Origin of the sequence: Rathayibacter sp. SD072 (genome assembly GCF_017355185.1) — a bacterium.
Taxonomy (GTDB): Bacteria; Actinomycetota; Actinomycetes; order Actinomycetales; family Microbacteriaceae; genus Rathayibacter.
The window spans coordinates 1-17237 of the sequence record NZ_JADILJ010000006.1 but is presented as its reverse complement, the minus strand read 5'-3'; the positions used below and the strand labels follow the sequence as shown (position 1 = coordinate 17237).

Here is a 17237-nt window from a genome sequence, read left to right as displayed (position 1 = left end):
GGACGCGGGGCTCAGACCAGCCGGTTCTCGTAGGCGTGCACGACGATCTGCACGCGACTGCGCAGCCCCAGCTTCACCAGGACGCTGCGCACGTGGGTCTTCACCGTGGCCTCGCTGATGAAGGAGGCGCTCGCGATCGCGGCGTTGCCGAGCCCCTTGGCGACGAGCGCGTAGATCTCCCGCTCGCGCGGGGAGAGCGCGGCGAGCACCTCCTCCGCCCGGCGCTCGCCCTGCACGCCGGCGAAGCGCCGCACGAGCGCGCCGGCGTCGACGGGCGGGGCGTCGCCGACCGCCACCGCGCGGACCGTCGCGAGCAGCTGCTCCGGAGTCGCGTCCTTGGTGAGGAAGGCGGCGGCGCCCGCGCGGAGCGAGCGGAACACGGCCTCCTCCTGCCGGAAGGTGGTGAGGACGACGACCTGCGGGCCTCGGGTCCGCTCGGCGCCCTCGCCGCCGGTGATGCGCCGCGTGGCCTCGAGGCCGTCGAGCAGCGGCATGCGGATGTCCATGAGCACGACGTCGGGCTGCTCGGCGGCGACCAGCGCCACTCCCGCCTCCCCGTCGGAGGCGGCGCCGGCGACGACGAGATCCGGCTGGGACTCGATCAGCATGCGCAGACCGTGCACGAACAGCTCCTGGTCGTCGACGAGCGCGACGCGGACGGCCGCGCTCATGCGGCGACCCCCTCCGCGAGACCGCGTGCGGTCGCGGTCGTGGGGAGGAACGCGGTGACGAGGAACGAGCCGTCCGGATCCGGGCCGGCGCTCAGCCAGCCGCCCGCCAGCCGCGCGCGGTGCTCCATCCCGGCGAGGCCGAAGCCGCGGTGGGCGGAGCGGGCCGCGGGCACGGCGTCGCCCGGGCGGCTCGAGACGGTGAGCAGGAGCCCGGGTCCGTCCCAGGCGAGGGAGACGGAGGCGACGGGGTCGGTGCCGCCGTGCTTGAGCACGTTCGTCAGGCTCTCCTGCACGATGCGGTGCACGGCGAGCTCCTGCGCGGGGGTGATACCGCCGCGCTCGCCGACCTCCCGCAGCTCGACGTGCACCCCCGTGCCCTCGAAGCGGCGGACGAGATCGGCGAGGTCGGACAGCCCGGGCTGAGGCCGGTCGGTCTCGTCGGTGAGCCCCTCGATCAGGCCGCGCAGGTCGACCAGGGCCGAGCGGGACGTCTCGGCGATGCGCAGGAGGGAGGAGTCGGTCGATTCGGGATCCGTGCGGCGGAGGAACCGGGAGCCGTCGGCCAGGGCGATCACGACGGCGAGGGAGTGCGCGAGCACGTCGTGCACCTCCTGGGCGATCTCGGTGCGCTCCTTGAGAGCCCGCAGCTCGTAGCCCGCGATGAGGAGCTCGCGCTCGGTGAGCTCGATCCGCTCGTCCGCCGCCTCGTTCCTCGCGGCGAGGCTCAGCGCCGTGCCCGCGCTCCACGAGACCGCCCAGAGCAGGGCGTGCACGGCGGCCAGGCCGCTCGCCCAGCCGAGCGCGAGAGGCGGGTGGTCCCACGTCTCGCCGATGCCGATCCAGCTCAACCAGCCGCCGGAGTAGACGAGGGAGAAGCCGACGGCCGTCGCCCAGACCGCCCCGGTGAGCAGACCGACCCAGCGGAGCCGGGCGGGTCCCGACCGGGCGACGGCGAAGGCCACCACGAGGGAGCCCTCGAGGATCGGCCAGGTCGTCGATCCGGCGAGCGCGAGACCGGTGAGGTGCACGAGGGGGACCGCGGCCACGAGTCCCAGGGCGAGCGCCGGGCGGGCGATGCACAGCGCGATCGCGATCGCGATGGGCACGAGGACGACGGCGAAGTCGAGCATCTGCCGGGCGGTCGCGAGCCGGCCGATCTCGGCGGACCACCAGAACGCCGCGAACAGCGCACCGAGCAACGGTGGAGCGAGCAGGAGGAGGGAGCGGCGGCGGCTGGACATGGCCTCACCGTAGGCGAGCCCCGCGGCCCCGCGACACGATCGCGCGGCGATCTCCTCCCTCGTGATGAGGCGCCGTCTCCGCCCGTCCCGTCCGCTCATCGGCGTCTCATCGGATGCTCGCCGCCCGTGCTCAGGCGCCCCGGGACCGGGCGACGCTACCCTTCAGGAGGAATGCGGGCACGGCGCCCGGAGGGGAGCGGAGAACGCGATGAGCGACGAGAACGAGCGCACGGCGGCCGAGTCGACCGCGGGCGGAGGCGAGGCCGGGGCCTCGTCCGGACCGCGCGCCGGCTGGTACCCCGACCCCGCCGGATCCCCGCGCCAGCGCTGGTGGGACGGCACCGGCTGGACCGAGTCGCTGCGCGACGCTCCGGCCGCGACGCCCGTCGCTCCCGTGCCTCCCGCCGCTCCCGCGGCACCCGTCGCCCCGCCGGCGCCGCCGCTCTACGGCCAGACCTCCAGCGGTCAGTCCACGAGCTACGGGCAGTCGGCGTCCGGGCAGTCGGCCTCCGGCCCAGCGACCCCCGGTCCGATCGCTCCCGGCCCCGTGCCCGGGCAGCAGGCTGCGGCCCAGCCACAGTACGGCCAGCAGGCCCCGGCGCAGCCCCAGTACGGCCAGCAGTCTCCGGCGCAGCCGCAGTACGGCCAGCAGACCCCGTACGGCCAGCAGACCCCGTACGGGCAGCAGAACCCGTACGCCGCGCAGAACCCGTACGCCCCGCAGCCCTACGCCTCCGCACCCCGCTCGGCCGCCCCGCAGCCCCGCGACCCGAGCATCGTGAGCTCGACGCCGTGGATCTGGGTCGTCGTCCTGCTTCCGCTGCTCTCGGCCCTCTCGATCCTGCTGCTCCCGCCGGACCTCGTCGTCGAGTCGGCGATGAGCTCGGCCTACGGCCCGACGTCGTCGATGGGCGTGTCGACCGCGTACCTCCTCGGCCTCGGCGCCGTGCAGGTCATCGGCTTCCTGATCTACGCGGCCGAGGTCGTCTTCGCGTTCCTCGACTGGCGCCAGCTCAAGAGGGCGGGGATCCAGCGGCCCTTCCACTGGGCCTGGGCCTTCCTCGCGGCGCCCTACGTCTACGTGATCGGCCGCAGCGTGGTCGTGAAGCGCGTGACCGGCGGCGGGCTGCTGCCGCTGTGGATCCTCCTCGGCGTGATCGCGGTGTCGTTCATCGTCGGGATCGCCTGGGCCGGCGCCCTCCTGTCGGAGATGTCGCAGTCCTTCCCCTCGATGATGTACTGATCCGCATGCCCTCGACGGGTCCGGTGAACGGCGACGTCTCGTTCTGGTGGTCCTCGATCGGCCGGCCGGAGCCGCGTCCCGCGCTGCCCGGACCCCTCGACGTCGACGTGTGCATCGTCGGCGCCGGCTACACGGGTCTCTGGACCGCCTACTACCTGAAGAAGGCCGCGCCCGGGCTGCGGATCGCGGTGCTGGAGCAGCGCTTCGCCGGCTTCGGCGCGTCCGGACGCAACGGCGGCTGGCTGACGAACGAGATCACCGGGGGCGTCTCCTCCTACGCCCGGACGCACGGCCGCGACGCGGTCGACGAGTTCCAGCTCGCGGTGAACGGGACGGTCGACGAGGTGATCGCGGTCGCGGCCGCCGAGGGGATCGACGCCGACATCGTCAAGGGCGGTGAGTACCAGGTCGCCCGCGGCCCGGCGCAGAAGCGGCGCCTCGAGGCCGCGGTCGCCGCCGCGCAGGCGCGCGCCCACACCGACGTCGAGCTGCTCGGCGCCGCGGAGGCGTCGGCTCGCATCGCGGTGAGCGGCACCTCGGCGGGCATGTGGCACCCGCACTGCGCCCGCATCCACCCGGCGAAGCTCGCCGCCGGCCTCGCCCGCACCGTCGAGGCGCTCGGGGTCGTGATCCACGAGGACACGAGGGTCGACGAGATCCGTCCCGGGGCCGCCGTCACCGCACGCGGGACCGTCCGCGCCGGCGTCGTGCTGCGCGCGACCGAGGGCTTCACGGCGCAGCTCTCCGGCCACCGCAGGGAGTGGCTGCCGATGAACTCGTCCCTCATCGCGACCGAGCCGCTGCCGGCCGCCGTGTGGGACGAGCTCGGCTGGGCGGGGCGCGAGACGCTCGGCGACCTCGCGCACGCCTACATGTACGCCCAGCGCACGGCCGACGACCGCATCGCGATCGGCGGCAGGGGAGTGCCGTACCGCTACGGCTCCGGCCTCGACATCGACGGGGCGACCGACCCGCGGACTCTCGGGAGGCTGCGCGAGGTCCTCGAGCGCTTCTTCCCGGTGCTGCGGGGCGTACGGATCGAGCACGTCTGGTCGGGCGTCCTCGGAGTGCCGCGCGATTGGCACGCGACCGTGGGCCTGGACCGGGCGACCGGACTCGGCTGGGCCGGCGGGTTCGTCGGCACCGGCGTCACAGCGACGAACCTCGCCGGGCGGACCCTGCGCGATCTGGTCCTCCACCACCTCGGCGCCGGGGAGCGCACGCCGCTGACCGGTCTGCCGTGGGTCGACCACCGCGTGCGGAAGTGGGAGCCCGAGCCGCTGCGCTGGCTCGCCGTGACGACGCTCTACACCGCCTACGGCCTGGCCGACGCGGCGGAGGCGCGGGGCCGGGTGACGACGTCGCCGCTGGCGACCCTCGCGGACGTCGTCGCGGGCCGCTCGCACTGAGACCGGCGCACGACCCGGGGAACTACGCCTCGCCGCGCTGGATGAGGCGCGAGAGCACGATCGCCGACCTCGTGTGGTCGACGTTCGGGGCGATGCGCACCTTCTCGAGCGCGAGCTCGAGGCTGGGGATGTCGCGCGAGCGGATGTGCACGATCGCGTCGGCCGAGCCGGTGACCGTGCCCGCGTCGACGACCTCGGGGACGGCGGACAGGATCCGGCGCAGCTCGTCGGGGGCGACGGTGCCCCGGCAGAACAGCTCGACGTACGCCTCCGTCGCCATGCCGTCGACCGCGGGGTCGACCTTGATCGTGAAGCCGCGGATCACGCCGTCGGCCACGAGCCGGTCGACGCGGCGCTTCACGGCGGAGGCGGACAGGCCGACCACCCCGCCGATGTCGCCGTAGCCCGCCCGGGCGTTCTGGCGCAGCAGATCGAGGATCTTCCGGTCGATGTTGTCCATGCGTCGAGCCTAGAGCGGAGCGGCCGGCGCTCCGGTCGCGCCTCAGGAAGTGAGGGTAGCCTTGCCTCTGCACGCTCACCGAGCAGGAGGAGGAGGCCCCGTGCCCGCATTCCTCAGCGAGCTGGGCTTCGTGGAGCTGCTCGCCGCCCTGTTCGCCATCGTCTTCCTCCGCGCCCAGGCCACCTACTGGCTGGCCCGCGCGATCGTGGCCGGAGCCGCCTCCCGCCGCTGGGGCCGGTGGCTCGAGTCGCCGCCGATGCGCCGCGCCTCGGCCGTCCTCGCCCGCTACGGTGCGCCCGCGGTCACCGTGAGCTTCCTGACGGTGGGCTTCCAGACCGTGCTGAACGCGGCGGCCGGAGCGGCGCGGATGCGCTTCCCCGTCTACCTGCTCGCGATGGTCCCGGGATGCCTCGCCTGGGCGCTCGTCTACGCGACCGTGGGGTTCGCGGTGCTGTGGGCGGTCGTCGGCGCCGCCGCCGGGTCGCCCGTCGGAGTCGCGGTGCTCGCGGCGCTCGCCGTCGCCGCGGTGGTCGCGGTCGTGGTCCTGCGCCGCCGCGGAGCGGTCCGCTCCTCGCGCTGAGTCGTTGCAGCGCCCAGCGGGGTCGTCCGGCACGGCGTCGACCGGGGTCGCTTCCGCGACCCCGGGACCGCTGCGGCGATCACTCCTGCGATCCCTCTGGCAAAAACCCACGCTCGGCTATATAGTTGCAGAAGGTCAATAGTTGATCCCCATCAACCAAGACCGCAGATGTCGAATCGAGGAGCCGTATGTCCCGCGCACAGCGCACCGCTCCGGAGGCCGCCGCCCCGGACCGTCACACCCCCGCAGGCCCCGACGGGGCCATGTCGCACCGCCAGGTGCTCGAGTCGCTCAGCGGCCTGCTGCTGGGCATGTTCGTCTCGATCCTCGCCGGCACGGTCGTCTCGACCTCGCTGCCGCTGATCATCTCGGACCTGAAGGGCGACCAGAACGCCTACACCTGGGTCGTCACCGCGACCCTCCTGGCGACCACCGTCTCGACCCCGCTCTGGGGCAAGTTCGCCGACCTCTTCAACCGCAAGCTGCTGATCCAGCTCGCCCTCGCGGTCTTCGTGATCGGATCCGCGGCCGCCGGCTTCTCGCAGGACACGAACATGCTGATCGTGTTCCGCGTCTTCCAGGGCCTGGGCGCCGGCGGTCTCGCCGCGCTGAGCCAGATCATCATGGCCGACATCATCAGCCCCCGCGAGCGCGGCAAGTACGCCGGCCTCTTCGGCGGCGTGATGGCCGTCGGCACCGTCGGAGGCCCGCTGCTGGGCGGCGTCGTCACCGACGCGTTCGGCTGGCGCTGGAACTTCTTCATCGCGCTGCCCGTCGCGATCGTCGCGATCGTGCTGCTCCAGGTGACCCTCCGCCTCCCGGCGCACCCCAAGCGCACCGTCAAGATCGACTACTTCGGCGCGGTCCTCATCGCCGCCGGCGTCTCGCTCCTGCTGATCTGGGTCTCGCTCGCCGGCAAGAACTTCGAGTGGGCCTCGTGGGAGACCGCGCTCATGGTCGGCGGCGCCGTCGTGCTGCTGGTCTCCGCGGTGATCGTCGAGCTCACGGTCGACGAGCCGATCATCCCGATGGGCATGTTCACGAACCGCACCTTCAGCCTCGCGGTCGTCGCGAGCGTCTCGGTGGGCGTCTCGATGTTCGGCACCGCGGTGTTCCTCGCGCAGTACATGCAGCTCTCGCGCGGAGCCACCCCGACGCAGTCGGGACTGCTCACGATCCCGATGATGGCGGGTCTGCTCATCGCCTCGACGATCTTCGGCGGCATCATCTCGCGCACCGGCAAGTGGAAGGCGATCATGGTCTCGGGCGGCGTGCTCGCGGTCGTGGGCACCTACCTGCTGAGCACCCTGCGCTACGACACGAACCTGGTCCTCGTCGGGATCTACATGGCCGTCCTCGGCGCCGGCCTGGGCATGCTGATGCAGAACCTCGTCCTCGTCGTGCAGAACTCGATCGAGGTGAAGAACCTCGGAGTCGCGACCAGCGCGGTCACCTTCTTCCGCAGCCTCGGCGGAACGATCGGCGTCTCGGTCCTCGGGTCGATCCTCGGCACCGTGATCACCGATCGCATCGGCAGCGGCATCGCGGGCCTCGAGCCCGCCGACCAGGCGATCGCCGCCCAGACCCTGGGCAGCGGCACCATCCCGCAGGTCGCGACTCTGCCCGAGCCGATCCGCATCGTGGTCGAGAGCGCCTACGGCATCGGAGTCGGCGACGTGTTCCTCTTCAGCATCCCGCTCGCGGTCATCACCCTGATCGCCGTGGTCCTGCTCCCGAACGTCGACCTCGGCACCAAGAACGCGATCCAGCTGAAGTCGGAGCCGACGAGCCCGTCGACCCGCACCGTCGAGGACGCGGAGGACGCGCTCATCGCGACCGCCGACGGCCAGGCGGGGCTGCGTCCGGTCGGCCAGGCCCGTCCGACCGGCTCGATCGACGTGGTCGAGCGCCACTGATGACTCCTTCCGGAGTCCTCGACGCCGCGCCGGGATCCGCTCCCGGCGCGGCGTCGGCGCGCGCACTGGCCGAGGTCGAGGAGCAGATCACCGCGCTCGCCGTCCAGGTGCGCAGCGCGGTGCGCGACGCGGCGGCCGCGATCGACCCGTCCCTGCCTCCGTTCGGCCTGCGGCTGCTGCGGATGCTGGAGCGCTGCGGCCCGGTGCACGCGAGCGTGGCGGCCGAGCGCCTCGGCGTCGATCGGAGCGTCATCAGCCGCCAGGTGCGGCAGCTCGCCGAGCTCGACATGCTCGAGATGACCGTGGACCCCGCCGACGGGCGCGCCCGGTTCCTCGCGCTCACCGCCTCAGGTCGCGAGCGCATGGCCGACCTCGGCGGCGAGCAACGGCAGCGGATGCAGAAGGCGCTGCAGGCCTGGCCCGAGGCGGATCTGCTCGCCTTCGCCGGCTACCTCGAGCGGCTCACGACCGCGGAGTGACCGGGGGAGCCGCGATCAGCGTCGCGACCTGCACCACGAAGGCCCGGCGCCGCTCGCGCACGCCGTCGCCGCTCGAGCGGTCGGTGAACGGCGTCAGGTGCCAGATCTCGCACAGCCCGAGCAGGGCGATGAACACGTCGTCCGGTGCCCAGCCCGCGTCGACCACTCCCGCCGCCTGCCACTCGCGCACGCGCGCCTCGGGCGCGGGGGTCGCGCCGAGCCGCTGGCTCGCCTCCTCCCAGAAGCCGGGGCCCTCGAGCCGCGCCCAGGTGAGCAGGCGGAGGAACTCGGGGTGCTCCCACACGTGGTCGAACATCCGCTCGGCGAGATCGGGGAGATCGACCGCCTCGGCCAGCAGGACGGTGTCGAGCTCCTGCACCGCGCCGACGACGGACGAGACGAAGAGCCCGCGCTTGCCGCCGAAGTAGGCGTACAGGCGCTCCTTGTTCAGGCCGGCGGACGCGGCGATGCGGTCGATCCGCGCGCCCGCGAAGCCGTGCGCGGCGAACTCGGCGATCGCGGCGCGCAGGATCCGCTCGCGGGCGGGCTCGACGGCCGCCTCGGACTTCTTCGCGCTCATGGGAACACCTCCGGCCGCTCGAACGTTACACTCGTCCGTGCCCAACCAACCAGTTGGGGTGGTTCGGCCTCGACGACGCGGCCCGGATCCGGACCCGCCGGTCCCGCTCCTGCCCCGTCCGAAAGGCTCCCTTGACCTCGCACGCCCCGTCGACCGCCCAGCCGCCCTCCCGCCGCTGGTGGGTCCTCGTCATCCTCGCGCTCACGCAGCTCGTCGTCGTCCTCGACGGCACCATCGTCAACATCGCGCTCCCCGAAGCCCAGCGCGACCTCGGCCTCTCGGACGTCGAGCGCCAGTGGGTCGTCACCGCGTACGCCCTGGCCTTCGGCGCCCTGCTGCTGCTGGGCGGCCGCATCGCCGACTACACCGGACGCAAGCGCACCTACCTCATCGGCATGGTCGGCTTCGGCGCGGCGTCCGCGTGGGGCGGTCTCGCCTCCTCCGGCACCGAGCTGATCGCGGCCCGCGGTCTGCAGGGCGCGTTCGCCGCGCTCCTGGCCCCCGCCGCCCTCGCCCTGCTCACCGTCACGTTCCCCGGCGGGCGCGAGCGGAGCACCGCGTTCGCCGTCTTCGGCGCGGTCGCCGGTGCCGGTGCCGCCGTCGGCCTCGTGCTGGGCGGCCTGCTCACGGAGTTCGCCGACTGGCGCTGGTGCCTCCTGGTCAACGTGCCGTTCGTCGTCGTGGGTGTCGTCGCCGGAGCGCTGCTCGTGACCGAGAGCCGCGCCGAGGGCCGCAACCGCTTCGACATCGCGGGCACGATCGTCGTCGCCCTCGGACTCTGCGCCGTGGTCTACGGCTTCACCCTCGCCGAGCAGGGCTGGCTCCGCGCCGACACGATCGGCTTCCTGGTCGTCGGCGTGCTGCTCCTCGCGCTCTTCGTCCGCATCCAGGCGCGCTCCGATCACCCGTCGCTGCCGCTGCGCATCGTGGCCGACCGGGTCCGCGGAGGCGCGTTCCTCATCCAGGCCATCGTCGGCAGCGTCATGATCGGCTCCACCCTCTACCTGACGCTGCACCTGCAGATCGTCCTGGGCCTGCCTCCGCTGGAGGCCGGTCTCGCGAGCCTCCCGATGACCCTGACGATCATGGTCGTCGCCGGCATCGCGACCCGCCTGCTCCCGGTCGTCGGACCCCGCCTGCTGATGATCGCCGGGCCGGTCATCGCCGCCGTCGGACTCCTCTACCTCAGCCGCATCACGGCCGACGGCGCCTACCTCGTGCAGGTGCTGCCCGCGCTGATCGTGCTCGGCGTCGGCATGGCCATGATCTTCGTGCCCGTGCAGAACCTCGCCCTCACCGGAGTCGCCGCGCACGACGCCGGTGCCGCCGGAGCGACCGCGAACGCCGCCATGCAGATCGGCGGCTCGGTGGGCCTCTCGATCTTCACGACGATCTACGCCGGCGCCGTGGGCTCCGCGCCCTCGCCCGCCGCCTTCGTCGACGGCTACTCCGCGGTCTTCCTCACCGCGGCCATCGGACTCGTCATCGCGGCGGTCGTCGCGGCAACGATGATCCGGGTGAAGAAGGAGGAGTTCCTCGCGCAGGCTCCGAAGGAGGCCGTGGCGCACCTGGGCTAGGCCTCTCGGCCGGGATGGGTCGGCGGTGCCCCACCCCGGCCGAGCCCTCGGCTAGGGTGCTGCAATGCTCCCTCTGACCGAGGACGCGGTGCGCGCCTCCTTCGTGAACGCCTCGCGCAAGGAGGTCGCGGACCTCTCGCTGCCGGCCGGCTTCGACTCCCTCGACTGGGACTCGATCGATCTTCTCGGCTGGCGCGACAAGAAGATCGGGCGCCGCGCGTACGCGGTCGTGCCGCTGGACGGCCGCGTCGTCGGCGTCCTGCTCAAGCAGGCCGACGCGCTGCCCCGCTCGCGGGCGCAGTGCTCGTGGTGCCGCGACACCCGGCTGCCGAACGACGTCGTCTTCTTCGGCGCTCGGAAGGCCGGCGCCGCGGGTCGGGCGGGCGACGCGCTCGGCACGCTCGTCTGCTCCGACTTCCAGTGCTCGGCGAACGTGCGGGCGCGTCCGCCGATCGCGTACGTCGGCTTCGACGTCGAGGCCGCCAAGGCCGAGCGGATCGAGACGCTGCGTGCGAGATCCGCCGGTTTCGTGCGCGAGGTGCTCGCGACGGAGTAGCGCGCCTCAGCGCTCCGGGCGCCGCGTCGACGCCCGCACGTGCATCCGCTCGCCCTGGCGTCCGAACAGCGACAGGAACTCGACCGGCCTCTCGTCCGCCCGGCCGAACCAGTGCGGCACGCGCGTGTCGAACTCGGCAGCCTCGCCCGGGGGCAGCACGAGGTCGTGCTCGCCGAGTCGCAGCCGGAGCCGCCCGCTCAGCACGTAGAGCCACTCGAACCCCTCGTGCGTGCGCTGATCGAGGTCCTCGACCGGCAGCGGCAGCGGCCCGCCCGGGATCGTGTGCTTGAACGCCTGGAGCCCGCCGGCGTCGCGGCTGAGCGGCTGGATGAGCATGCCGTGCCGCCGAATGGGCCGCCCGTGCACGCGCGGATCCTCGGGCGCCGCTCCGACCAGCTCGTCCAGCGGTGCGCCGAGGGCGCGCGCGATCGGCAGCAGCAGCTCGAGCGTCGCGCGCCGGCCACCGCTCTCGAGGCGCGACAGCGTGCTCGACGAGATGCCCGTCTCGGCCGACAGCGAGGCGAGGGTGCGGTCGCGCCGCACGCGGAGCCGGCGCAGGCGCGGGCCGACGGCGGCCAGCACCTCCTCGTCGGACGGCGGAGTGCTCTCGATCGGTTCGGCCATGCGACAGATCCTGGCAGAGACGCCTGCCGGTCTTGCCGGAACGGCACGGATTCCGGCCTCGGAGCCGAGGAGGGCGCACTCTCGGAGCATGACGCACACCGACGCCCCCTCCGCCCGCCACCGCCCCGCCGACGTCCTGATCGTCGGCGCCTCCTTCGCCGGCCTCGCCGCCGCCACCGCTCTGGGCCGGAGCCTCCGCGACGTCGTCGTCATCGACGGCGGCCCTCCCCGAAACGCGCCCTCGCCCGGGGCGCACAACGTCCTCACCCGCGACGGCACGTCGCCCCTCGAGCTCGCCCGGCTCGCCCGCCTCGAAACCGAGGGCTACGGCGCCCGCGTCGTCACCGGCGAGGTCGTCGCCGCCTCGAGCACCGACGACAGCGTCTCGGCGACCCTCGCCGACGGCACCGTGCTGTACGCCCGGCGGCTCCTGCTCGCGAGCGGAGTCGCCGACCGGCTCCCGGACATCCCCGGCCTCGCCCCGCGCTGGGGCCGCGACGTGCTGCACTGCCCGTACTGCCACGGCTTCGAGGTGCGCGGCCGGAGGATCGCGGTGCTCGGCAGCTCCTTCGCCCCGCACCAGGCGCAGATGTTCCGCCAGCTGAGCCCGTACGTCTCGATCCTGCTGAACGGCGACGAGGCACCCGAGGGGGAGGAGGCGCTCCGTCTCGCGGCCCGCGGCATCGACCTCGTCGCGGGCGCGGTCGAGGAGCTCCGGATCGAGGACGACCGTCTCGTCGGCGCCGTGGTCGACGGACGCCTCCTGCCGCTCGACGCCGTCGTCGTCGCTCCGGACGTCGCCGGCCGCCTGCCGTCCGGTCTGCGCCTCGAGCTCGTCGACCACCCCTCGGGCGTCGCGCGGCACCTCCCGGCCGACCTCATGGGCCGCACCGGCGTCGACCGCGTCTTCGCCGCCGGCTCGCTCGTCGAGCCGATGTCGCAGGTGATGGCGGCCGCCGCCGACGGCCTGCGGGTGGGCGCCGCGATCAACCACGACCTGATCGAGGAGGAGATCGCCCTGGCGTTGAGCGAGCACGCCGCCTAGCGCCGCCGGTACTCCAGCTCCGGCCGCCCCGGCGAGCCGTAGCGCGGCGCGCGCTCCGCGACTCCGGTATCGGCCAGGTGCTCGAGGTAGCGCCGGGCCGTGACCCGCGAGATGTCGAGGCGGGTCGCGAGCTCGGCCGCCGAGAGGCCGACCTCGCCGAGCAGCGCGGTGACCGACTCGAGGGTCTGGGCCGAGAGGCCCTTGGCCAGGCCCGGCGCGTTCGAGGTCCGCAGCGCCGCGAACGCGCCGTCGACCTCGTGCTGGCTGGCGACGGCCGAGCCGTGCAGTCGCCCCCGGTAGGAGCGGTAGCTGGCGAGCTTCGCCGCGAACGTGCTGAAGACGAACGGCTTGATCAGGTACTGCACGATCCCGGCGGCGACGGACGCGCGCACCACGGCCGCGTCGCGCACGGCCGTGATCGCGATCACGTCGACGTCCAGCCCGGCAGCCCGCACGGCACGGCAGAGGTCGAGCCCGCCCATGTCCGGCAGGTTCATGTCGAGCAGGATCAGCGCGATGGCGGAGTCGGCCCGCAGTGCGCGGATCGCCTCGGCTCCGGTGCCGGCGACCGCCGCCACCTCGAAGCCCTCGACCCGGCGGACGTAGTCGGCGTGCGCGCTCGCGGTGAGCGGCTCGTCCTCGACGACGAGCACCCGGATCGGGTCGGTGCCGGTCACCGTGCCGCCTCCGCCACGCGCGCGGGCAGCGGCAGCTGCACCGTGAACACGGCTCCGACGTGCCGCGACACCTCGATCGTGCCGCCGAGGCGCTGCACGACCTGCTGCACGAGGGCGAGGCCGATGCCGCGGCCGAACTCGTCCTGCTCCTTCGTCGAGTAGCCGCGCGCGAAGACGTCCGCCGTCTCCTCGACTCCCGGGCCGCTGTCGGACACCTGGATCACCAGCTCCTGCTCGCCGCCCGCGCCCTCCGCGTGGCCGAGGTAGACCTCGACCCACGGCTCGTCGGCGCCGTCGGGAGCCGCGGCCGCGTCCAGCGCGTTGTCGATCAGATTGCCCAGCAGCGTCACCAGGTCGCCCGGGTCGAAGCCCTGCGTGCCCGGCTCGAGGTGGGTCTCGAGGTGCAGCTCGACGCCGCGCTCGCGCGCCTGCGCCGTCTTGCCGAGCAGGAGCGCCGCGATGACCGGCTCCTGCACCGAGGTGATCAGCCGGTCGGCGAGCCGCTGGCTGAGCGTGAGCTCGCCGGCCGCGAACGACAGGGCCTGCTCGGGCCGGCCCAGCTCGATGAGCGAGGCGATGGTGTGCAGGCGGTTCGAGAACTCGTGGGTCTGCGAGCGCAGGGCGTCCGAGAGGGTGCGCATCGACTCCAACTCGCCGGTCATCCGCTGCAGCTCGGTGCGGTCGCGGAGGGTCGTCACGGTTCCCAGCGGCCGCGCACCGGGGGAGGCGGCCGGCTGCTCCGTGACCACGAGGATCCGCTCGCGCGCGACGACGAGGCGGTCGGTCACCGGCTCGTCCGAGCGGAGCAGCTCGCGCAGCGCCTCCGGGAGGTCGAGGTCGGCGATCGGCACGGGGGTGCGGACGCCCTCCAGGCCCAGCAGCTCGAGCGCGTGGTCGTTCGCGAGCACCAGGCGCCCGCGGTCGTCGACCAGCAGCAGCCCCTCGCGCACCGAGTGCAGCACCGACTCGTAGTAGGCGAACACCTGGCTCATCTGCTCCGGACCGCGCCCGCCGGTCACCCGCCGCAGATAGCGGGCCAGGAGCCAGGAGCCGAGCCCGCCGAGCAGGACCGCGCCGAGCGCGCCCCACGCGACGACCTGCACCCGCGCGCCGAACGAGGCGTCCACCGCCTGCAGCGTTACCCCGGCCGAGACCAGCGCGACGATCTCGCCGCTCCCGTCGAGGACGGGCGCGACCGCGCGCACCGACGGCCCGAGCGTGCCGGTGTAGGTCTCGGTGAAGGTGCGGCCCTCGAGCGCGGGGGAGATGGTGCCGATGAACGGCTGCCCGATCCGCTCGCGATCGCGGTGCGTGTACCGGGTGCGGTCCGGGTTCATGATCGTGAGGAAGTCGACGCCCGTGTCGGCCATGATCGCCTCGGCGTAGGGCTGGAGCGAGCGCGACGGATCCGGCCCCTGCGTCGCCTCGACGACGAACGGGTTGTCGGCGACGGTGCGCGCCACCACGAGGCTGCGCTCGGCGGCGTCCGCTCCGGCACGACCGCGCGCATCGACGGCGAGGACCGCGACCGCGGCGGCGGCGATCAGCAGGATGCACAGCAGCTGCACCGCGAAGAGCCGGGCGGCGATGCTGCCGCGGGGTCCGCGGTCGCTGCGGGGGCGCGGGGCGCGCACTCGGGGCATCGCGACCTCCTCGTCACGTCTCGCGGTGTCCGGACCGATCCGCGTCCTCTCGTCGATCCGCGTGAACAGTATGAACGCAACCGCGGCCCCGGACTCCGGCGGGGCCACCATCGGAACGTCCCGGAGCGCTCGCCGCACCGGCCCCCCACCTCACGGACACCGCACGACCCTCCCCTCGACGAAGAGACAGGACACGCTCATGGCGAAGACGCCCGGACGCCCCTCCGACCGGTCCGGCAGTGACCGGCTCAGTCCCGCGGTCACTCCCGCGAAGACCCGCAAGCGGATCGACCGCAACCACTGGCTCTACATCGCGGTCATCATCGCGGTCGTCGCCGGCATCATCGTCGGCCTCGTCGCCCCCGCGTTCGCCGCGACGCTCGAGCCCGTCGGCAAGGCCTTCGTCGGCCTGATCAAGATGATGATCGCGCCGATCATCTTCTGCACGATCGTGATCGGCATCGGCTCGATCGCCAAGGCCGCGACGGTCGGCAAGGTCGGCGGACTGGCGCTGGGCTACTTCATCGTGATGTCGACCTTCGCCCTGGCGATCGGCCTGGTCGTCGGCAACATCCTGCACCCGGGCGAGGGCCTGGACATCTCGGGCGCCGAGTACGACACGAGCGACCTCAAGGCCGAGACCACGTCGGAGTTCGTCCTCGGCATCATCCCCGTCTCGCTGTTCTCGTCGTTGGTCGACGGCAGCATCCTGCAGACCCTCTTCGTCGCCCTCCTCGTCGGCTTCGCGCTGCAGAAGATGGGCGCGAAGGGCCAGCCGATCCTCGGAGCGATCAAGCAGCTCCAGGTGCTCGTGTTCCGCATCCTCTCGATGGTGCTCTGGGTCGCACCCATCGGCGCCTTCGGAGCGATCGCCGCGGTCGTCGGCAAGACCGGCTGGGGTGCGGTCGTCGCCCTCGCCACCCTGATGATCGGCTTCTACGTCACCTGCGCGATCTTCGTGATCGTGATCCTGGGCCTGCTGCTGCGCCTGGTCACCGGCGTCAGCATCTTCTCGCTGATGAAGTACCTCGGCCGCGAGTACCTCCTGATCGTCGGCACCTCCTCCTCCGAGGCCGCCCTGCCTCGTCTGATCGCCAAGATGGAGCACCTCGGCGTCTCCAAGCCCGTCGTCGGCATCACGGTCCCGACCGGCTACTCCTTCAACCTCGACGGCACCGCGATCTACCTGACCATGGCGTCGCTCTTCATCGCCTCGGCCACCGGCTCGCCCATGTCGATCTCGGAGCAGATCGGGCTGCTCCTCTTCATGATGATCGCGTCGAAGGGAGCGGCGGGCGTCACCGGCGCCGGCCTCGCCACCCTGGCCGGCGGCCTGCAGTCCTTCCGCCCCGACCTGGTCGACGGCGTCGGAGTCATCGTCGGCATCGACAGGTTCATGTCGGAGGCCCGCGCGGTCACCAACTTCACCGGCAACGCGGTCGCCACCCTGCTCGTCGGAACCTGGACCAAGCAGGTCGACACGACCCAGGTCCGCGAGGTCCTCGCCGGCCGCGCACCGTTCGACGAGGCCTCCCTGGGCGCCGACGACCACGACGCCCCGGCCGCCTCCGGCACCTCCATCACCGAGGGCATCGCGTCGATCGACGCCTCGGAGCGCGCCCAGCTCGCCGGCAAGCGCTAGGCACCGCCCGCCCCACGGCGACCGCCCCGCTCGAGGAACCGACCCCCTGGGTTCCTGGAGCGGGGCGGTTCCGCGTGCAGGCGGCGGCTCGGCAGTGGTGGATCCCGGTACCCCCGCTGCTCGGGCTGCTCCATCAGCACCAGTGGGCGCGAATCGACTCGAATCGGGCCTCGCGCGGCCGTCAGCCCCCGAGTCGCGACCACTCGCCATCCCCGTGCTGATCGAGCAGCGCCCTGCGCGCGGGTCGATTCCCACCTGCTCCCGGACACGGGGATCCCGATACCCCCGCTGCGCGGGCTGCTCGATCAGCAGGGGATCGTCAGTCGGCGCGCCGCCCCACTCCGAGAAGCGGCAGCGTCACCGTGCACAGGGGGCCGATCAGCACCGCGAAGGCGAGGGTGCCGAACCCCACGTTGCCGCCGAGCGCCCAGCCGATCAGCAGCACCGTCGCCTCGACTCCCGAGCGGCCCACCCAGATGGGCAGCCCCGTGCGCCGGTGCAGCCCCGTCATGAGCCCGTCGCGCGGGCCGGGGCCCAGGTGCGCGCCGATGTAGATCCCGCTCGCGACGGCCAGCAGCACGAGTCCCGCCGAGAAGAGCAGGATCTGCCCCCACAGCGCCGCGGGCGTCGGGATGAGCCACATCCCGAGCTCGATCGCGGGCCCCACCGTCAGCACGTTCAGCACCGTGCCCAGGCCCGGACGCTGCCGGAGCGGGATCCACAGCAGCAGCACCAGCAGGCCGATCACGTTGGTGAGCAGTCCGATTCCCAGTCCGGTCTGGCGCGAGAGGCCCTGCGCGAAGACGGTCCACGGATCCACGCCGAGCGACGCCCGGATCATCATCGCGTCGGCGACGCCGTAGAGGACGAGCCCGGCCATCAACCGGGGAACGG

The 17237-nt window shown here is 73.1% G+C and carries 17 protein-coding genes; 9 read left to right on the top strand and 8 right to left on the bottom strand.

From position 1 onward, the window contains the following. Window positions 1-11: 11 nt before the first annotated feature. On the bottom strand, window positions 12-671 hold the full coding sequence (locus tag IOC53_RS03745; RefSeq protein ID WP_207403047.1) for a response regulator transcription factor: 660 nt from the start codon (window positions 669-671) through the stop codon (window positions 12-14). Beyond that, complete coding sequence (locus tag IOC53_RS03740; protein WP_207403046.1) at window positions 668-1912, bottom strand: sensor histidine kinase; 1245 nt, start codon at window positions 1910-1912, stop codon at window positions 668-670. The genes IOC53_RS03745 and IOC53_RS03740 overlap by 4 nt, the downstream gene beginning before the upstream one ends. A 208-nt stretch (window positions 1913-2120) precedes the next feature. On the opposite strand from IOC53_RS03740, the gene IOC53_RS03735 reads away from it, so the two are divergent. Then, window positions 2121-3155 carry a DUF2510 domain-containing protein gene (locus IOC53_RS03735; protein WP_207403045.1) on the top strand — a complete coding sequence of 345 codons (1035 nt, stop codon included), beginning with the start codon at window positions 2121-2123 and terminating at the stop codon, window positions 3153-3155. A 5-nt stretch (window positions 3156-3160) separates the two neighbouring features. Then, window positions 3161-4564: an FAD-binding oxidoreductase gene (locus tag IOC53_RS03730; protein ID WP_207403044.1), complete on the top strand. Its 1404-nt coding sequence runs from the start codon at window positions 3161-3163 to the stop codon at window positions 4562-4564. A gap of 22 nt (window positions 4565-4586) precedes the next feature. Here IOC53_RS03730 and IOC53_RS03725 read toward each other — a convergent pair whose 3' ends face one another. Next, window positions 4587-5024, bottom strand: coding sequence for an Lrp/AsnC family transcriptional regulator (locus tag IOC53_RS03725; protein WP_055786568.1), 438 nt, complete (start codon window positions 5022-5024; stop codon window positions 4587-4589). A gap of 100 nt (window positions 5025-5124) precedes the next feature. On the opposite strand from IOC53_RS03725, the gene IOC53_RS03720 reads away from it, so the two are divergent. From IOC53_RS03720 to IOC53_RS03710, 3 genes are all read left to right on the top strand, one after another. After that, the gene (locus tag IOC53_RS03720; RefSeq protein ID WP_207403043.1) at window positions 5125-5604 is read left to right on the top strand and encodes a DedA family protein; all 480 of its coding nucleotides are present in this window, start codon (window positions 5125-5127) and stop codon (window positions 5602-5604) included. Between the two features lie 263 nt (window positions 5605-5867). Further along, window positions 5868-7520 carry an MDR family MFS transporter gene (locus tag IOC53_RS03715; protein WP_207403137.1) on the top strand — a complete coding sequence of 551 codons (1653 nt, stop codon included), beginning with the start codon at window positions 5868-5870 and terminating at the stop codon, window positions 7518-7520. Next, the gene (locus tag IOC53_RS03710) at window positions 7520-7999 is read left to right on the top strand and encodes a MarR family winged helix-turn-helix transcriptional regulator (RefSeq protein WP_207403042.1); all 480 of its coding nucleotides are present in this window, start codon (window positions 7520-7522) and stop codon (window positions 7997-7999) included. The genes IOC53_RS03715 and IOC53_RS03710 overlap by 1 nt, the downstream gene beginning before the upstream one ends. Here IOC53_RS03710 and IOC53_RS03705 read toward each other — a convergent pair. Then, window positions 7983-8579, bottom strand: coding sequence for a TetR family transcriptional regulator (locus IOC53_RS03705; RefSeq protein WP_207403041.1), 597 nt, complete (start codon window positions 8577-8579; stop codon window positions 7983-7985). The two genes, IOC53_RS03710 and IOC53_RS03705, sit on opposite strands and share 17 nt — an antisense overlap. 131 nt (window positions 8580-8710) lie before the next feature. Between IOC53_RS03705 and IOC53_RS03700 the strand changes: the two genes are divergently transcribed. Together IOC53_RS03700 and IOC53_RS03695 are read left to right on the top strand one after the other, a co-directional pair. Then, the gene (locus IOC53_RS03700; RefSeq protein ID WP_242682887.1) at window positions 8711-10156 is read left to right on the top strand and encodes an MFS transporter; all 1446 of its coding nucleotides are present in this window, start codon (window positions 8711-8713) and stop codon (window positions 10154-10156) included. 64 nt (window positions 10157-10220) lie between these two features. Next, the gene (locus tag IOC53_RS03695; protein WP_207403039.1) at window positions 10221-10712 is read left to right on the top strand and encodes an FBP domain-containing protein; all 492 of its coding nucleotides are present in this window, start codon (window positions 10221-10223) and stop codon (window positions 10710-10712) included. Window positions 10713-10718: 6 nt separating this feature from the next. Here IOC53_RS03695 and IOC53_RS03690 read toward each other — a convergent pair whose 3' ends face one another. Next, complete coding sequence (locus IOC53_RS03690; protein ID WP_207403038.1) at window positions 10719-11336, bottom strand: helix-turn-helix domain-containing protein; 618 nt, start codon at window positions 11334-11336, stop codon at window positions 10719-10721. A gap of 88 nt (window positions 11337-11424) precedes the next feature. Here IOC53_RS03690 and IOC53_RS03685 point away from each other — a divergent pair, with 88 nt between their 5' ends. Beyond that, on the top strand, window positions 11425-12381 hold the full coding sequence (locus IOC53_RS03685) for an NAD(P)/FAD-dependent oxidoreductase (RefSeq protein WP_207403037.1): 957 nt from the start codon (window positions 11425-11427) through the stop codon (window positions 12379-12381). Here the strand turns inward: IOC53_RS03685 and IOC53_RS03680 are convergent. After that, the gene (locus IOC53_RS03680; RefSeq protein ID WP_307786059.1) at window positions 12378-13058 is read right to left on the bottom strand and encodes a response regulator; all 681 of its coding nucleotides are present in this window, start codon (window positions 13056-13058) and stop codon (window positions 12378-12380) included. The two genes, IOC53_RS03685 and IOC53_RS03680, sit on opposite strands and share 4 nt — an antisense overlap. Further along, entirely contained in the window at window positions 13055-14701 is a 1647-nt protein-coding gene (locus IOC53_RS03675; RefSeq protein WP_207403036.1) for a sensor histidine kinase, read from the bottom strand. The genes IOC53_RS03680 and IOC53_RS03675 overlap by 4 nt, the downstream gene beginning before the upstream one ends. A 199-nt stretch (window positions 14702-14900) precedes the next feature. Between IOC53_RS03675 and IOC53_RS03670 the strand changes: the two genes are divergently transcribed. Next, window positions 14901-16343, top strand: coding sequence for a cation:dicarboxylate symporter family transporter (locus IOC53_RS03670; protein ID WP_207403035.1), 1443 nt, complete (start codon window positions 14901-14903; stop codon window positions 16341-16343). Between the two features lie 319 nt (window positions 16344-16662). Here IOC53_RS03670 and IOC53_RS03665 read toward each other — a convergent pair whose 3' ends face one another. After that, window positions 16663-17223 carry a YitT family protein gene (locus IOC53_RS03665; protein WP_242682890.1) on the bottom strand — a complete coding sequence of 187 codons (561 nt, stop codon included), beginning with the start codon at window positions 17221-17223 and terminating at the stop codon, window positions 16663-16665. Window positions 17224-17237: the final 14 nt, after the last annotated feature.

Bases quoted from the DNA above. Each gene is read 5' to 3' on its own strand.
- IOC53_RS03740 (WP_207403046.1), bottom strand. From the start codon at position 1,912: ATGTCCAGCCGCCGCCGCTCCCTCCTCCTGCTCGCTCCACCGTTGCTC.
- IOC53_RS03725 (WP_055786568.1), bottom strand. From the start codon at position 5,024: ATGGACAACATCGACCGGAAGATCCTCGATCTGCTGCGCCAGAACGCC.
- IOC53_RS03665 (WP_242682890.1), bottom strand. From the start codon at position 17,223: ATGGCCGGGCTCGTCCTCTACGGCGTCGCCGACGCGATGATGATCCGG.
- IOC53_RS03690 (WP_207403038.1), bottom strand. From the start codon at position 11,336: ATGGCCGAACCGATCGAGAGCACTCCGCCGTCCGACGAGGAGGTGCTG.
- IOC53_RS03745 (WP_207403047.1), bottom strand. From the start codon at position 671: ATGAGCGCGGCCGTCCGCGTCGCGCTCGTCGACGACCAGGAGCTGTTC.
- IOC53_RS03685 (WP_207403037.1), top strand. From the start codon at position 11,425: ATGACGCACACCGACGCCCCCTCCGCCCGCCACCGCCCCGCCGACGTC.
- IOC53_RS03735 (WP_207403045.1), top strand. From the start codon at position 2,121: ATGAGCGACGAGAACGAGCGCACGGCGGCCGAGTCGACCGCGGGCGGA.
- IOC53_RS03715 (WP_207403137.1), top strand. From the start codon at position 5,868: ATGTCGCACCGCCAGGTGCTCGAGTCGCTCAGCGGCCTGCTGCTGGGC.
- IOC53_RS03675 (WP_207403036.1), bottom strand. From the start codon at position 14,701: ATGCCCCGAGTGCGCGCCCCGCGCCCCCGCAGCGACCGCGGACCCCGC.
- IOC53_RS03730 (WP_207403044.1), top strand. From the start codon at position 3,161: ATGCCCTCGACGGGTCCGGTGAACGGCGACGTCTCGTTCTGGTGGTCC.
- IOC53_RS03670 (WP_207403035.1), top strand. From the start codon at position 14,901: ATGGCGAAGACGCCCGGACGCCCCTCCGACCGGTCCGGCAGTGACCGG.
- IOC53_RS03695 (WP_207403039.1), top strand. From the start codon at position 10,221: ATGCTCCCTCTGACCGAGGACGCGGTGCGCGCCTCCTTCGTGAACGCC.
- IOC53_RS03710 (WP_207403042.1), top strand. From the start codon at position 7,520: ATGACTCCTTCCGGAGTCCTCGACGCCGCGCCGGGATCCGCTCCCGGC.
- IOC53_RS03705 (WP_207403041.1), bottom strand. From the start codon at position 8,579: ATGAGCGCGAAGAAGTCCGAGGCGGCCGTCGAGCCCGCCCGCGAGCGG.